This window comes from Pseudomonas sp., from assembly GCF_049653025.1.
GTDB lineage: Bacteria > Pseudomonadota > Gammaproteobacteria > Pseudomonadales > Pseudomonadaceae > Aquipseudomonas.
This window is the reverse complement of sequence record NZ_JBASFM010000003.1, coordinates 97777-112488: the sequence shown is the minus strand read 5'-3', so window position 1 is coordinate 112488 and position 14712 is coordinate 97777. Positions and strand designations below refer to the sequence as shown.

The window sequence follows — 14712 nt, the reverse complement described above, 5'->3', positions numbered from 1 at the left end:
TCAGGCTGACCGACGGCCAAGGGCTGCTGTTACAATGCCGGCCTGATTTTCCTGCCCATTTTCTTTAGGAGCATCCGGTGTCTGTCGTGTTTGTCGCCGCCTCCCAGCTGCCCACGCCCTTTGGTGTGTTCACCATGCACGGCTTCCTTGAAGAGGCCACCGGCAAGGAGCATGTCGCCCTGACCTTTGGCGATGTGGCCGATGGCGCACCGGTGCTGGGCCGTTTGCATTCCGAATGCCTGACCGGCGATGCGCTGTTCAGCCTGCGCTGTGACTGTGGTTTTCAGCTCGAAGCGGCGCTGCGCGCGATTGCCAGCGAAGGCCGTGGTGTATTGCTCTATCTGCGTCAGGAAGGCCGGGGTATTGGCCTGCTGAACAAGATCCGCGCCTATGAGTTGCAGGATGGTGGTGCCGATACCGTGGAGGCTAATGAACGCCTGGGTTTCGGTGCCGATCAGCGCGACTACGCGATCTGCCTGCCGATGCTCGACCACTTGGGTATCAGCCAGCTCAAGCTGATGACCAACAACCCGCGCAAGGTCAAGGCGCTGGGCGACATGGGCATCAATGTAGCGACCCGCGTGCCGCTGCAGATCGACCACAACCCGCACAACAAGAAATACCTGGCGACCAAGGCCGGCAAGCTCGGGCATATGCTCGGCAGCCTGCACCAGGGCGAGGTCGAGGAAAGCCTGTGACCCGCGGCGAAGTGCGCCGGCGGCTGGCGCTGGAGTGGTGGCGGCAGCTGGCCGTGACCCTGCTGCCGCTGTTCGTGCTCAACCTGCTGTTTGGTGCCGACCAGCAGTACGGCTTGCTCAGCATGCCGCTGTTTATCACCGGCCTGGCCTCGATGTTTGTCAGCCTGCCGCTGTTCAGCGCCTACAAACGCGCGTTGCTCGCGACTGAAAAAGCCCTGGATACCCCCGCCGAACACGACGCCTGGATCGACCTGGCACGCACTCGTCGTCTAGCATTTCTTGGTGCCGGGCTGCCCGCCTGGGTTGCCGCAGCCGCGGTATTTGCCGGCCTGGAGGCGATTCCGCTGATTCTCCTGGCGATCTCCAGCATCGTCCTGCTTTACCTCTACCGCATTCCTCGCCAACTCGGCTGATGCGCGCCGCCACGTTCTGCCTGATGTTGTTGCTGGCGTTGCCCGCAGTAGCGGTCGAGCGGGTGGTCAGTCTGGCTCCGTCGCTGAGCGAAATCGTCCTTGAACTGGGTGCCGCCGACCTGCTGGTGGGCGTACTCGACGGCGGCGAGCGTCCGCCGGCGCTGGCGCACCTGCCCTCGGTGGGGCGCTACGGCCAGTTGGAACTGGAGAGCCTGCTCAAGCTGCAGCCCGACCTGTTGCTGCTCTGGCCGGACAGCATCAGCAGTGCGCAGCGTCAGCAGCTGGAGAAACTGGGCATTCCGCTATTGATTGCCGAGCCGCGCAAGCTGGCCGACCTGGCCGAGAACTTCGTCGAAATCGGCACCCGCATTGGCCGCGCCGAGCAAGGCCGGCAGCTGCAGCGCCAGTTCAATAGCGGTCTTGCCGACTTGCGTCAGCGTTTTCAGCGCGAGCAACCATTGCCGCTGTTCTATCAGATCTGGGATGTGCCGCTGTACACCATCGGTGGGCAGCAGATTATCAGCGACGCCCTGCGTATCTGTGGGGCCGAGAATATCTTTGCCGAACTCAGCCTGCCGGCCCCGCAGGTCAGCGTCGAGGCGGTATTGCAGCGCAAACCTGCGGTGATTCTCGCCGGGGTACAACCGCAACTGGATGCCTGGCAGCGCTGGCCGAGCGTGCCCGCCGTGCAGCTCCAGCAGCTATGGCTGGTGCCGGATGCCGGCCTGGAACGGCCGAGTTTTCAGATGCTGGGAGCGTTGGAGCGCTTGTGCGAACAGCTGGTTGAGGCGCGCTGACTGAGCTCTGCATGTTGCGGGCTCAGTCAGCGGCTGAGCGGGCTTGTTTAGAAGCGGTAGCCGACGCTCAATTGCACTTGCTCCTCTGCCGCCGGGTAACGGCCGTAGAGATTGGCATACACGTTGTACTGCTTGCCTGTCAGGTTGTTCAGCCGCAGCTTGCTGGTGAACTGGCGGTAGTCATAGACAAGTGCTGCATTGAGCAGGGTGTAGCCGCCTTGTCGCGCTTGGCTGTGGGTGTCGTCGCCAGACAGGTACTGCGCGCCGGTGTATACCGCCTCCAGTTGCGTATTCAGCTCTGGAAGCAGGCGGTAGCCGAGTTGGATGCTGGCGCTGTGGCGAGCAACTCCTGGCACCTCATTACCTTTGGCGCTGCCTGCGCGGTATTCCGAGTCGGTAAAGCTGTACTGTCCGTTGAGGTTCAAACGCTCGGTAAGTTGGCGCTGACCTTCAAGCATCAGTCCTTCACGACGGGTCTTGTCCAGGTTGGTATTAACGAAGTTGACCGGGTCGTACATCAGCTCATCTTGCAGGTCGAGCCGATAGACTGTGGCTTGGTAACGTTGGATCTGATCGTGCCATTCGATCCCGCTTTCCCAGGAAACGCCTGTCTGCGGCTTGAGAAAATCGACCCCGGGGTTGATCCAGTTATTGTCATCCACGTTGGCCCAGCGCAGTACATCCTCACGCTTGATAAACAGCCGTGTCTGTTGGTTGGCCTGCCAGCTTAGACCGATGCTGGTGCTGTCTTCGCGGTCGCGGTGGGTCTTGCCCGCAGCCTTGTTGCGGTCGTCCGCTTCGCTGGTGCGGTAACCGGCGGTTAGGCTGACGTCACGACCAATGCCCTGGCTGAGCTGGCTGTACCAGTCGCGCTGGGTCTGGTGGAAGTCAGTACCCCAGCTTGCCTGTGCGTCACCCGTGATATGGTCGTGGCCCAGTAACCATTCGGCGTTACCCAGGCCGTTATCGAAGCGCGCGGTGAGGCGCGGACTGTAGCTTTCGGTGCGGGTGTCTTGGTCGTAGCGGCCGGGGGCGGCAAAGCTGCCAACGCCGTCTTGATCACTGAGGCTGTAGTCGAAGTCAGCGCTCCAGATATCGTTCAGACGTTGTTCAATGGCGAAGCGATGTACCTGGGTCTTGCGGTCGTTCCAGGCACTAGAGCCGCTCTGTTTGCGGTCTTGGCGAATTTGCGCAAGGGATAGGGCGTTGGGGTAAAGCAGCTCATCGTCCACCGTCTGGTATTCATACAGGGCATGGCCGCTGGCGTGGTCATAGCGCAGGCGCGCGAAGGCGTTGCTGTAGTTAGCGTTGTTGTGGTCGCGGTAGTTGTCTTGGGTGCGCGACTCGCCGCTCAGGTAGGTGGAGAAACCTGCCCCTAGCTGCTGGTAAATATGCCCGCGGAAGGCTTCAAGGTCGTGGCTGCCGCGGCTGGCTTCCAGATAGCCCTCATTGCTGCTCGGGGTACGTGTGACGATATTGATCACTCCGCCTACCGCCTGGTCGCCATAAAGTACGGTGCCGGCACCACGGATAATCTCGATGCGCTCGATATTGGCCAGCGGTACGCTGCTGAGGTCTGCGCCCGCCTGAGTGGGTTGGTTGAGGCGGCGGCCGTCGACCAGGATCAGGGTGTTGTTTACCGCGTTTTCGCCAAAGCCGCGCAGGCTAAAGGTGGCGCGGCTGCCATCGCCGATCGCGTCGCGCACCTGCATCCCTGCTTCACCGCGCAATACATCGACCAGCGAGCTGGCGGCGCTGGCTTCGATCTGCTTGCGGTCGATCACCCGGACACTGGCCGGGGCTGGGGTTTGCAGCGGGGTGGCGCGGGTGATCACCAGCGGCGGCAGCTCGATGTCGGTGCTGTTGGCCAGGCTAAGGCTGGGCGCAAGAGCCACGGCAAGGGCGATTCGGGACAGATTCACTGAGAAGATCCTCAAAAGGTCGGAAAACTTTTGAGAAGGGCAGGGGCAAGAACGGGCGCGCAAACGCAGCCTGAGCTTGACGGTGATGCCCTCCGCAACACCAGTCACATCCAGCAAGGCCGGTCTCCGGGCTCTCGACGTGCGCGGCCTCGCCTTCCCGGGCAACCCAGTGGCGTGTGAGGCGGCGTGCAGACGCGGGTCTGCGGTCGATTACCGTTGCGGGGGCAGCGCCGGGATAGTTTAAGAACGCACCGGCTTCCCGTTTAACGCCGCTTCAACAGGAAGGGGCGCACCTTGGCGGAAGTAAAACGCCGCGCACCTTAATGCGCGGTTGAATGAATTACAAGCAAGCCTGACTCAGCTTTGGATGAGCGGTGCTCATGCAGAAAGGGTGGCGAGACGCTGGCGCACGGCGGCTTCTATACCGGCGGCATCCAGCCCGCATTCGGCGAGCATCTGCGCCGGTTTGGCGTGCTCGACGTAGTAGTCCGGCAGGCCCAGGTGCAGCACCGGCTTGAGGATGCCAGCGTGGGCGAGGAATTCACTGACGGCACTGCCGGCACCGCCCATCACGCTGTTCTCTTCGATGGTCACCAACAGCTCGTGGCTGGCTGCCAGCTGGCGTACCAGGGCTTCGTCCAGCGGTTTGACGAAGCGCATATCGACCACTGTCGCATCCAGGCTGTCGCCAACCTTGAGCGCTTCGGCTAGTTGTACGCCGAATACCAGCAGGGCCGCTTGGCTGCCTTGGCGACGGACGATGCCCTTGCCGATTTCCAGCGGTTCCAGGCCCGGTTCGATGGCGGCATTGGGGCCGCTGCCGCGCGGGTAGCGCACCGCCGCAGGACCATTGAACAGGTGGCCGGTAGTGAGCATGCGGCGCAGTTCGTTCTCGTCGCTCGGGGTCATCACCAGCATGCCGGGGATGCAGCGCAGGTAGGAGATATCGAAGCTGCCGGCGTGGGTCGGACCGTCTTCGCCGACCAGGCCGGCGCGGTCGATGGCGAACAGCACATCGAGGTGCTGCACGGCCACATCGTGAATCAGCTGGTCATAGGCGCGCTGCAGAAAGGTCGAATAAATCGCCACCACCGGTTTGGCACCGTCGCAGGCCATACCAGCGGCCAGGGTCACCGCATGCTGTTCGGCGATGGCGACGTCGAAGTAACGCTGCGGGTAGCGCTCGCTGAACGCGACCAGGTCGGAGCCTTCCTTCATCGCCGGGGTGATGCCAACCAGACGGTTATCCTGCTCGGCCATATCGCATAGCCACTGGCCGAAGACGCTGGAGTATTTCGGGCCGCTGGCTTGCTTGGGTTGCGCTGCTGGCGCGTTGATCGGCTCCAGCTTGGTAATCGCGTGGTAGCCGATCGGGTCGGCTTCGGCCGGGGCGAAGCCCTTGCCCTTCTTGGTCACCACATGCAGGAACTGCGGGCCATCGAGGTCGCGCATATTGCGCAGGGTGGCGAGCAGGGTCGGCAGGTCATGGCCGTCGATCGGGCCGATATAGTTCCAGCCCAGTTCCTCGAACAGGGTGCCGGGCACCAGCATGCCCTTGGCGTGTTCTTCGGTCTTGCGCGCGATCTCCCAGGCACCCGGCAGGCGCGAGAGGATCTTCTTGCTGCCCTCGCGCATGCTGGCGTAGGTGCGGCTGGAGAGGATCTTGGCCAGGTAGTTGGACAGGCCGCCAACGTTCTTGGAGATCGACATGTCATTGTCGTTGAGGATCACCAGCATATTGGCGTTGAGGTCGCTGGCGTGATTGAGCGCCTCGAAGGCCATGCCGGCGGTCAGTGCGCCGTCGCCGATCACGGCCACGCTTTTGCGCTTGCTGTTCTGCAGTTTGGCCGCGAGGGCCATGCCCAGCGCTGCGCTGATGCTGGTGCTGGAGTGGCCGACGCCAAAGGTGTCGTACGCGCTTTCCGAGCGGCGCGGGAAGGCGGCGATGCCGTCCTTCTGCCGTAGGCTGCCCATCTGCTCGCGACGGCCGGTGAGAATCTTGTGCGGGTAGGCCTGGTGGCCGACGTCCCACACCAGGCGATCATCCGGGGTGTCGAAGACGTAATGCAGGGCCACGGTCAGCTCGATCACGCCGAGGCCCGCGCCGAAATGCCCGCCGGTCTGCCCGACCGTATACAGCAGGTACTGGCGCAGCTCGTCGGCCAGGGTTTCCAGCTCGGCTTCGGCCAAACGGCGTAGCTCGTCCGGCGTGTTGGCGCGGTCTAGAAGGGGCGTCAGCGGGCGCTCACGGGGAATCTCGTGGAAGGTCGTCGGCATCAGGCAGATCGTTATAGGTGTAAAAGATGCGGCAGTTTACCCGATGCGCCGGAAACTGCCCAAACATGGTTCGGCCAGGCCGGCATCCTGCGGATTACCAGGTATCGACGCTGCGCTTCTTGCCCTCGCGCGGTGCAGGCCGTGGCGTGGCATTTAGCCCGCGCAGCAGCCAGGCGCGGGTTTCCACTGGGTCGATCACCGCATCGATTTCGAGAAAGCTGGCCATATTGATGCCCTTGCCGTTCTGGTAGGCCTTGGCCACCAGCTTGTCGAACAGCTGCTGGCGCTCGCCGGGCTCTTCCACAGCCGCCAGCTCCTTGGCAAAACCCAGGCGTACTGCACCTTCCAGGCCCATCGCACCAAACTCGGCGCTGGGCCAGGCGATGGTAAACAGCGGTGAATGGAAGCTGCCGGCGGCCATGGCCTGGGCCCCGAGGCCGTAGCCCTTGCGCAGCACCACGGTAAAGAACGGCACTGTCAGGCTGGCGGCGGCAACAAACATGCGCGAGACGTGGCGCACCGTGGCCTGTTTCTCCGCCTGCGGCCCGACCATAAATCCGGGGGTGTCGCACAGCGACAACAGCGGGATATCGAAGGCATCGCACAGCTGCATAAAGCGCGCGGCTTTATCGCCGGCCACCGCGTCGATGGCACCACCGAGGTGCGCGGGGTTGTTGGCGATCAGGCCAAACGGCTGGCCCTCGATGCGGATAAACGCGGTGACCAGCCCCGGCGCGAACTCGCGGCGCAGTTCCAGCACGCTGCCCGTGTCTGCGAGTGTGGCGATCACCTGGCGGATGTCATACACGCGCAGGCGGTTTTCCGGGATCAGGTGGCGCAGTTCGCGTTGGTCGGCGCAGTCCCATTCTTTGAGCTCGCCCTGGAAGTAGCTCAGGTATTGCTTGGCCACGCGGACGGCTGCGGCTTCGTCGGCGACCCGTACATCGATCACCCCATTGGGGCCTTGTACGCTTACTGGGCCGACCTGTTCCGGCTTGAAGCTACCGAGGCCGCCGCCTTCGATCATCGCCGGGCCGGCCATGCCGATAGTCGCGTTGTCGGTGGCGATAATCACGTCGCAGCAGCCGAGTAGGGCGGCGTTGCCGGCAAAGCAGCGGCCCGAAACCACGCCCACCAACGGCACCAGGCCGGAGAGCTTGGCCATGCCGACAAAGGTGTGGCAGTCCAGTCCGGCCACCCCGACGAAATCGGTATCGCCGGGCCGGCCGCCGCCACCTTCGGCAAACAGCACCAGGGGCAAGCGCCACTGGGCGGCGAGGCCGAGCATGCGGTCGGTTTTCTTGTGGTTCATTACCCCCTGGGTGCCGGCGAACACCGTGTAGTCGTAGGCAATCGTCATACAGCGCGCCGCCTGGCTGCCGAACGCTTCGGCGTTGACCGTGCCGATACCGGCTACCAGGCCATCGGCCGGACTCTGTTCGATCAGCTCGTCCAGCGAGCGGCGACGGCGTTGCGCGGCCAGGGCCAGTGCGCCGTATTCGATAAAGCTGCCGTCATCCAGCAGCTCACCGAGGTTCTCGCGCACTGTGCGCTGGCCGGTCTTGCGTCGTTTGGCCACGGCGGCAGGACGGCGTACATCGGTGAGTAGCGCGTGGCGTTCGAGCACTTCGGCCAGATCCGCGCGCAGGTAGTCGAGGTCCAGGCTTTCCTCGTTCTGGCCTTTCTCGGCAGCCACGGCGGCGGGCTCGATAAACAGCAGTGGCTGGCCTTCGCCGACGGCGCTGCCAACCTGTACCGCCAGCGCGCGGACGATGCCGCTGTGACTGGCCTTGACCACGAACTCCATCTTCATTGCTTCCAGTACGGCGATGTTCTGGCCGACGGCCACCGCGTCGCCTTCGCCCACGTCCAGGCTGACCACCACGCCGGTGCTGGGCGTGGCCAATGGCAGGCAGCCGGGCGGTGCATCGACTGTCGATGTGGTTTGCGCGATGGTCGCCGCGCTGGCGGCAAAATAGCGATGTGGATGGGCCTGCGGTTGGGCAGCCAGCAGCGCGTCCAGCTGGCTTTCGACAAAGCGCGTGCTGACGTTATAGGCCGTGACCTGTGGCAGGCGCAGCAGGTTCTGCAGCAGATGCAGGTTGTTCGCCACGCCCTCCAGGCGGAACTCGCAGAGCGCGCGATAGGCACGGCGCAGGGCGCTGGGGTAATCCGGGGCGTGGGCGATCAGCTTGGCCAGCAGCGAGTCGTAGCTGGGGCTGACCGGGTAGCCGGCGTAGCCATAACCGTCCACGCGCAGGCCAGGGCCGCTGGGCGGTTCATAGGTGCTGAGGGTGCCGGTGGCTGGGCGGGTGCTGCCGTCGGCGCTCATGCTTTCCAGATTGATCCGTAGTTGCACGGCGCAGCCATTAAGCGGTGGTGGTTGCAGCAGGCCGAGTTGTTCCAGCGACTGGCCGGCGGCCAGTTTGAGTTGGGTGTGCAGCAGGTCGACACCGGTAACCTGTTCGGTGACGGTGTGCTCGACCTGGATGCGCGGGTTGGCTTCCATAAAGTAGAAGCGCTCGGGGTGCTCGGCATCCAGTAGAAACTCGAAGGTGCCCAGGCCCTGGTACTGCACCGCGCTGGCCAACTTAAGCGCGGCGGCGATCATGCGCTCGCGAGTGGCGGCGGGCAGATCCGGGCTGGGGGCAATTTCCACCAGTTTCTGCTGGCGGCGTTGCAGGCTGCAGTCACGCTCCCACAGGTGGCTGACCGCGCCCGTGCTGTCGCCCAGCACCTGGATCTCGATATGCCGGGCATGGCCGACCAGTTGCTCGATATACAGCGCGTTATTGCCAAAGGCGCTTTGCGCTTCGGATTGGCAACGGGCAAAGGCCTGGTCCAGCTCGGCGGCGCTAAATACCGGGCGCATGCCACGGCCACCGCCGCCGGCCAGGGCCTTGAGCATCACCTCGCCGTGCTCGGCGAAGAAGCCGTGGGCTTCGGCGAGGCTGATCGGCCGATTGATTCCGGCTACCAGCGGCACGTTACAACGCTCGGCCAGCTCCCGCGCCGCTGCCTTGTCGCCAAATCGCTGCAATACCTCGACGCTGGGGCCGACAAAGCATAAGCCGGCGACCTGGCAACGGCGGGCAAATTCGGCGTTTTCGGCGAGAAAGCCATAGCCCGGATGCACGGCATCGCAGCCCTCGGCCTGAGCGATGGCGATCAGCTGATCCATATCCAGATAGGCCGCTACACCACGACCCTTGAGCGCGACAGCGCTATCGGCCTGACGCACATGCAGGGAAGCGGCGTCGTCCTCGGCGTACACGGCGACCGAGCGAATGCCCAGCTCGGCGGCGGCGCGGGCGATACGGATGGCGATTTCGCCACGGTTGGCGATCAGCAGGGCGGCGAAGGGCATGGGCGATCCTGGGCTAGAACGAGCGAGGTTTCAGCTTAGGCGCTGGCGCGGTGCTGTTGCAGCCATGCCCAGGCTGGCGAATGGTGCGACCCCCGGCGCGGTTATCCTGATTAGTCTGCGCTTTGTCCGGATTGGCCACTGGCGCTAGGGCGCGGCGCGGGCTATCAATGGCGGCCTGATTACGACAAGAGAGATGCGTCATGTTCGAACTGCTGCACAGCCTTGATTGGGTGCTGCCGCTGCGCAGCGACGGGCTGACCCCGCTGATGCGTTTCTTCACCCTGCTCGGCTACGAGAAATTCATCCTGTTCTTCCTGCCGCTGGGCTACTGGGCGTGGCAGCGCGGGGTGTTCCTGCGCCTGCTGGTGCTGGTGGCCGTGACCGCGCTGCTCAATGCCTGGCTCAAGGACTTCTGGCAGGACCCGCGCCCGGATATCGCCCTGCGCATGGACCACGAAGTGGGCGACAGCTTCGGCCTGCCCAGCGGTCACTCGCAGATCGCCGTGGTGATTTGGTTCTGGCTGGCCTGGGAGCTGCGCCGAACCTGGGCCTGGCTGGTCAGCACGGTGGTGGTGGTCGGTATCGTGTTCAGCCGCCTGTACCTCGGTGCCCATGATGTGGAAGACGTGCTCGGCGGTTCGCTGCTGGGCCTCGCCACGTTGCTGCTGTTCGCCCAGGTGCGTCACTGGAGCGGGTGGCGCGAGGCCCATGAACTGTGGCTCGCGGGGCTGGTGCTGTTGGTGTTCATGGCCGCTTGGCTGACCTGGCCGGGCGTGGCACCGAGCTATGTGCCACTGCTGGCGGGGATGATGCTGGGTGTGCTGGTTGGCTATCGGCGGCTGGCATTCTCGGCCGAGGTGGCGGTCTGGCGTCGCCTGCTGGCGGCGACCCTCGGCGCACTGGCGTTTATTCTGCTGCAGAAGGGCCTGAAACTGGCCGGCGCGGCCTGGCCGTTAGACCCGCTGGGGTGGCAGGGCCTGCGCGGATTGCTTATGGGGCTGTTCGTCGCCTGGCTGATGCCCTGGCTGCTGGTGCGCCTGGGGCTGCTGAAGGGATTGCCGCGCAACGAGCCGGTCGCTGCGGTTGCCTGATCGAAAACTGCAGCGGCGCGCTTAGCTGCGCCGTTCGACGATATAGCGCGCCAGCTCGCGCAACGGCTCGGCGGCCTGGTCGAACGGACGCAGGGCGTGCAGGGCCTGGTCGCGCAGTTCCAGGGCGTAGGCCTTGGCGGCGTCGAGACCGAGCAGGGCCGGGTAGGTCGGCTTGTCGTGGGCCTGGTCCTTGCCCTGGGTCTTGCCCAGGGTGGCGGTGTCGCTTTCCACGTCGAGGATGTCGTCCTGCACCTGAAACGCCAGGCCGATGGCGCGGGCGTAAGTGTGCAGGGCTTTTAGCGCATGCTCGTCGGCACGCTGGCTGGCCAGGGCCCCGAGCTGCACGCTGGCTTCGATCAATGCGCCGGTCTTGTGCCGGTGCATGGTTTCCAGGGCGCTCTGGTCGAGCTTGCGGCCGACCGAGCCGAGGTCGATGGCCTGGCCGCCGACCATCCCGGCAGGGCCGGCGGCGCGGGCCAGGGCGCTGACCATGGACAGGCGCAACTCGGCGTCATGCGGGTTGTGTGTGGCGTCGGCGAGCACCTCGAAGGCCAGGCTTTGCAGGCCGTCGCCAGCGAGGATCGCGCAGGCTTCATCGAAGGCGATATGGGTGGTCGGCTGGCCACGGCGCAGGTCATCGTCGTCCATCGCCGGCAGGTCGTCGTGTACCAGGGAATAGGCGTGAATCAGTTCCACCGCGCAGGCCGCCGCATTGGCGCGCTCCGGCTCGCCGCCGAGGGCTTCGCAGGCGGCGTATGCGAGCAGCGGGCGCACGCGTTTGCCGCCATTGAACAGGCTGTAGCGCATGGCCGCGTAGAGGCGTTCCAGCTCAGGGCGTGGGCTGCTCAGGAGGTTTTCCAGGGCGGCATCTACCCGGTTCTGGCAGCTGCTCTGGTACGCCGCGATCATGCCTGCTGATCCGCGTCGAAGGGGGCTTCCTCCAGCTCGCCGTCGCGCTCCATGAGGATCTGCACTTTCTGTTCGGCCTGGGCCAGGGCGGTCTGGCAGTCGCGGGTCAGGCGCACGCCCTGCTCGAAGGCAGTCAGCGAGTCTTCCAGCGACAGCTCGCCGTTTTCCAGACGCTCGACCAGGTTCTGCAGATCGGTCAGGGATTGCTCGAAGTCGAGCGCGGCTTTTTTACGGGCGGCCATGGCGGATTTCTCGGGGCAGATCGGGGGAAATGGAACCGGCGCGACACTAGCAGAGCCATGCCGCGCGGGCAAATCCAGCGGTTGGCCGGTGGTTAACGGCTTAGACGCCGTAGCCGCGCGCCATCAACACTGCCAGTAATGGGATGCACAGCAGCAGCAACAGTTCCAGGCGAATCACGCTAATCACCAGGCGGCCCTGGCGTGCGCTGACCTGCGGCACTTCGCCGGCCTTGAGGCTGTTGCGCCAGTTGACGAAGACAAAGGTCGGCAGCGCCGAGATCAGCCCGACCAGGATAAACAGGCCGACTTTGACGTGAAACAGGCTGTTGCCCAGGTAATAGTCCAGGCCCTTGCCATACCAGAGCACCCGGGCCAGGCCGGTGAACAGCACCAGGCCGGCGCAGATGCCATAGGCGATGTCGGTAATGATCAGGTTGCGCGCACGGCGCAGGTCCAGTGGCAGTTTGAATTGCACATGCTCGATGCTGAGCAGGGCGAACAGCAGGAAGATCGACAGGTAATGCAGGTAGGCGGCAAGTGCTTGGCCCATGGTGGAGTCCCTTCTCTGGGGTGGATGATCAGTGGGCGAATTCGACCCGGTTACGGCCATTGCCCTTGGCCTGATACAGCGCCTGGTCGGCGCGGTTCAGGGTCTTGGCCGGGGCCTCGTGCGGTGCACCGAGGGCGGCACCGATGCTGATGGTCAGGTTGAGCTGCAGCTCGTCGATGGCCACGGACTCTTTGTTCAAGGCGCTGCGAATCCGTTCGGCAATCTGCAGCAGTTCATGTTCATCGTGCACCAGCAGCAATACCACGAACTCTTCGCCGCCGCTGCGCGTCACCACATCCTGCGGGCGTACGGAGGCGCTGATGCGGCGTGCGGTTTCCCACAACACCTGGTCGCCGGCGGCGTGGCCGTGGCTGTCGTTGACCTTCTTGAAATAGTCGAGGTCGCAGAACAGCACGCCCAACTGCAGGCCCAGTTCGTCGGCCTGTTGCTGCTGTTTGGGCAGGAAGTGGTTGAGGCCGGCGCGGTTCCACAGCTGGGTCAGCGGGTCGAGCATGGTCTTGCGCTGCTCGCGGCTGAGGGCCGCCCGCAGCTGCACGGTCTGCTCGCTGACGTGGCGCAGCTTCAGGTAACCCTCGACCAGGGTCGCCATGTCGATCAGCAGGCGCACTTGCTGTTCGCTGAGGTGGCCGGGGCGTGGGTCGATCAGGCACAGGGTGCCCAGCGCCTGGCCTTCCTCGGAGAACAGCGGCTGGCCGGCGTAGAAGCGAATCTGCGGGTTGTGGGTCACCACCGGGTTGTCGTGAAAGCGCAGGTCCAGGTGGGTGTCTTCGACGATAAAGGGTCGGGTGCCGAGGATCGCGTGGGCGCAGAAGGAGATGGTGCGCGGGGTTTCGGCGATCTCCAGGCCCAGGCGCGTCTTGAACCACTGGCGGTCGTGGTCGATCAGGCTGATCAGCACGGTCTTGACCGCGAACACCTGACGCACCACGCGCACCAGGGTGTCCAGGTAGGGGTCGGCCGGGGTGTCGAGCAGCTCGTTGTCATCGAGTACCTGCTGGCGCAGGGGTTCATCATGCGGCAGTTCAGGGCTGAGCATCGGCTACTCCTTGTGGATGGTCGGCGAACCAGCGGTCGGCACGGCTCAGGCGGTAAGCATAGCCAGCCAGGCACAGGCTGCGCAGCCCCATAAAACCGAGAAACGCCAGCCACAGGCCCTGGTTGCCCAGCGCTTGTAGCCACCAGGCCAGCGGCAGGCTGAGCAACAGCGCCAGGAGCATGGCGTCACGCATCTCGCGGGCACGGGTGGCACCGATAAACAGGCCGTCGAGCAGGTAACTCCACACGGCCAGCAGCGGCAGTATGGCCAGGTACGGCAGGTTGGCGAAGGCCGCTTCACGCACCGATTCAATAGTGGTTTGCAGTTGGATAAACCAGTGCCCAGCGAGCAGGAAGAACAGTGCAAAGCCCAGGCTGGCCAGCAGCGCCCAGCCGCCCGCGACGATCAGCGTACGGCGCAAGGCCGGCCGGTCGCGCGCGCCCAGGGCATGCCCGCTCAGCGCCTCGACTGCATGGGCCAGGCCGTCGAGGGCATGCGCGGTCAGGAGCAGGCCGTTGAGCAGCAGGGCGTTGGCCGCCACGCTGGCATCGCCCAGGCGCGCGCCCTGTACGGTGATCAGAAAGAACACCGATTGCAGCGCCAGGGTGCGGATAAAGATGTCGCGGTTTACCGCCAGCAGCGGCTGCCAGTTCAGCCAGCGGCGTAGCGCTGGCCAGTCGAGTTTGCCGGCATAGGCACGCAGGGCACGGCGCGCCAGCCACAGGCCGAGCAGTGCGCCGCTCCATTCGGCAATCACCGAGGCCCAGGCCGCGCCGGCCACGCCCCAGTCCAGGCCGAGGACGAACAGCAGGTCGAGGGCCACGTTGAGCAGGTTGGTGGTCAGCAGCAGCGCCAGCGGCCCGCGCGCATTCTGGGTGCCGAGCAACCAGCCGACCAGCGCGTAGCTGGCCAGCGCCGCCGGCAGGCCGAACAGGCGGATCTGCAGGTAGCTGCGCGCCAGGCTGTCGAGTTCACCAGACGGGTTCATCAGGCTGAGCGCGGCGCTGCTCAGCGGCACGGCCAGGGCACTCAAGGCCACGGCCAGTGTCACGCCCAGCAGCAGGCCTTGCAACAGCACCTGACGCAGCGCGCCGCCGTCATTGCGCCCGGCCGCCTGGGCGGCGAAGCCAGTGGTGCCCATGCGCAGAAAACCCACGGCCCAGGTCAGCAGGGTGTACAGGCTGCCGCCCACGGCCACGGCGGCCAACTGATGGGCATGCGGCAGATGACCGATCACCGCGCTGTCGACCAGCGCCACCAACGGCACCGACAGGTTGCACAGAATCATCGGCGCAGCCAGCGCCCAGACCTTGCGCTGGGTTGGGCGGTGCTGCCAGGCGTCGAGCAGTGCAGGCATAGGAGCTCCGGGGAAAGCGCGAGTATAGGGGC

Annotated in this window: 12 protein-coding genes and 1 riboswitch; of the genes, 4 read left to right on the top strand and 8 right to left on the bottom strand. The window is 64.8% G+C overall.

The window, feature by feature from the left end:
• The first annotated feature begins 77 nt into the window (after positions 1–77).
• The 3 genes from ribA to WBK23_RS01085 are packed head-to-tail and all read left to right on the top strand — an operon-like array spanning position 78 to position 1908.
• Positions 78–698: a GTP cyclohydrolase II gene (gene ribA / locus WBK23_RS01095; protein WP_424482162.1), complete on the top strand. Its 621-nt coding sequence runs from the start codon at positions 78–80 to the stop codon at positions 696–698.
• A complete protein-coding gene (locus WBK23_RS01090; protein ID WP_424482161.1) occupies positions 695–1111 on the top strand; it encodes an MFS transporter in 417 nt (138 codons plus the stop codon). The genes ribA and WBK23_RS01090 overlap by 4 nt, the downstream gene beginning before the upstream one ends.
• Complete coding sequence (locus WBK23_RS01085) at positions 1111–1908, top strand: helical backbone metal receptor (RefSeq protein WP_424482160.1); 798 nt, start codon at positions 1111–1113, stop codon at positions 1906–1908. The genes WBK23_RS01090 and WBK23_RS01085 overlap by 1 nt, the downstream gene beginning before the upstream one ends.
• A 47-nt stretch (positions 1909–1955) precedes the next feature.
• On the opposite strand, the gene WBK23_RS01080 is transcribed toward WBK23_RS01085, so the two are convergent.
• The 3 genes from WBK23_RS01080 to WBK23_RS01070 all read right to left on the bottom strand — a co-directional run bounded on the left by WBK23_RS01080 (position 1956) and on the right by WBK23_RS01070 (position 9474).
• Entirely contained in the window at positions 1956–3830 is a 1875-nt protein-coding gene (locus tag WBK23_RS01080; RefSeq protein ID WP_424482159.1) for a TonB-dependent receptor, read from the bottom strand.
• Positions 3831–3930: 100 nt separating this feature from the next.
• Positions 3931–4142, bottom strand: a riboswitch (cobalamin riboswitch).
• Positions 4143–4208: 66 nt separating this feature from the next.
• The gene (gene dxs / locus WBK23_RS01075; RefSeq protein WP_424482158.1) at positions 4209–6107 is read right to left on the bottom strand and encodes a 1-deoxy-D-xylulose-5-phosphate synthase; all 1899 of its coding nucleotides are present in this window, start codon (positions 6105–6107) and stop codon (positions 4209–4211) included.
• Between the two features lie 94 nt (positions 6108–6201).
• Complete coding sequence (locus WBK23_RS01070) at positions 6202–9474, bottom strand: carboxyl transferase domain-containing protein (RefSeq protein WP_424482157.1); 3273 nt, start codon at positions 9472–9474, stop codon at positions 6202–6204.
• A 200-nt stretch (positions 9475–9674) separates the two neighbouring features.
• On the opposite strand from WBK23_RS01070, the gene WBK23_RS01065 reads away from it, so the two are divergent.
• Complete coding sequence (locus tag WBK23_RS01065) at positions 9675–10565, top strand: phosphatase PAP2 family protein (RefSeq protein WP_424482156.1); 891 nt, start codon at positions 9675–9677, stop codon at positions 10563–10565.
• A gap of 21 nt (positions 10566–10586) precedes the next feature.
• On the opposite strand, the gene ispA is transcribed toward WBK23_RS01065, so the two are convergent.
• From ispA to WBK23_RS01040, 5 genes are all read right to left on the bottom strand, one after another.
• Entirely contained in the window at positions 10587–11474 is an 888-nt protein-coding gene (gene ispA, locus WBK23_RS01060) for a (2E,6E)-farnesyl diphosphate synthase (protein WP_424482155.1), read from the bottom strand.
• Positions 11471–11716, bottom strand: coding sequence for an exodeoxyribonuclease VII small subunit (locus tag WBK23_RS01055; RefSeq protein WP_160016186.1), 246 nt, complete (start codon positions 11714–11716; stop codon positions 11471–11473). The genes ispA and WBK23_RS01055 overlap by 4 nt, the downstream gene beginning before the upstream one ends.
• Positions 11717–11816: 100 nt before the next feature.
• Entirely contained in the window at positions 11817–12266 is a 450-nt protein-coding gene (locus WBK23_RS01050) for a DUF2214 family protein (protein WP_424482154.1), read from the bottom strand.
• A gap of 28 nt (positions 12267–12294) precedes the next feature.
• Positions 12295–13323, bottom strand: a complete 1029-nt coding sequence (locus WBK23_RS01045; RefSeq protein WP_424482153.1) for a diguanylate cyclase — start codon at positions 13321–13323, stop codon at positions 12295–12297.
• Positions 13310–14680 (bottom strand): MATE family efflux transporter, encoded by a 1371-nt coding sequence (locus WBK23_RS01040; RefSeq protein WP_424482152.1) that lies wholly within the window; start codon positions 14678–14680, stop codon positions 13310–13312. The genes WBK23_RS01045 and WBK23_RS01040 overlap by 14 nt, the downstream gene beginning before the upstream one ends.
• Between the last annotated feature and the right edge of the window lie 32 nt (positions 14681–14712).

Bases quoted from the DNA above. Each gene is read 5' to 3' on its own strand.
- dxs (WP_424482158.1), bottom strand. From the start codon at position 6,107: ATGCCGACGACCTTCCACGAGATTCCCCGTGAGCGCCCGCTGACGCCC.
- WBK23_RS01055 (WP_160016186.1), bottom strand. From the start codon at position 11,716: ATGGCCGCCCGTAAAAAAGCCGCGCTCGACTTCGAGCAATCCCTGACC.
- WBK23_RS01045 (WP_424482153.1), bottom strand. From the start codon at position 13,323: ATGCTCAGCCCTGAACTGCCGCATGATGAACCCCTGCGCCAGCAGGTA.
- WBK23_RS01085 (WP_424482160.1), top strand. From the start codon at position 1,111: ATGCGCGCCGCCACGTTCTGCCTGATGTTGTTGCTGGCGTTGCCCGCA.
- ispA (WP_424482155.1), bottom strand. From the start codon at position 11,474: ATGATCGCGGCGTACCAGAGCAGCTGCCAGAACCGGGTAGATGCCGCC.
- WBK23_RS01050 (WP_424482154.1), bottom strand. From the start codon at position 12,266: ATGGGCCAAGCACTTGCCGCCTACCTGCATTACCTGTCGATCTTCCTG.
- WBK23_RS01040 (WP_424482152.1), bottom strand. From the start codon at position 14,680: ATGCCTGCACTGCTCGACGCCTGGCAGCACCGCCCAACCCAGCGCAAG.
- WBK23_RS01070 (WP_424482157.1), bottom strand. From the start codon at position 9,474: ATGCCCTTCGCCGCCCTGCTGATCGCCAACCGTGGCGAAATCGCCATC.
- WBK23_RS01065 (WP_424482156.1), top strand. From the start codon at position 9,675: ATGTTCGAACTGCTGCACAGCCTTGATTGGGTGCTGCCGCTGCGCAGC.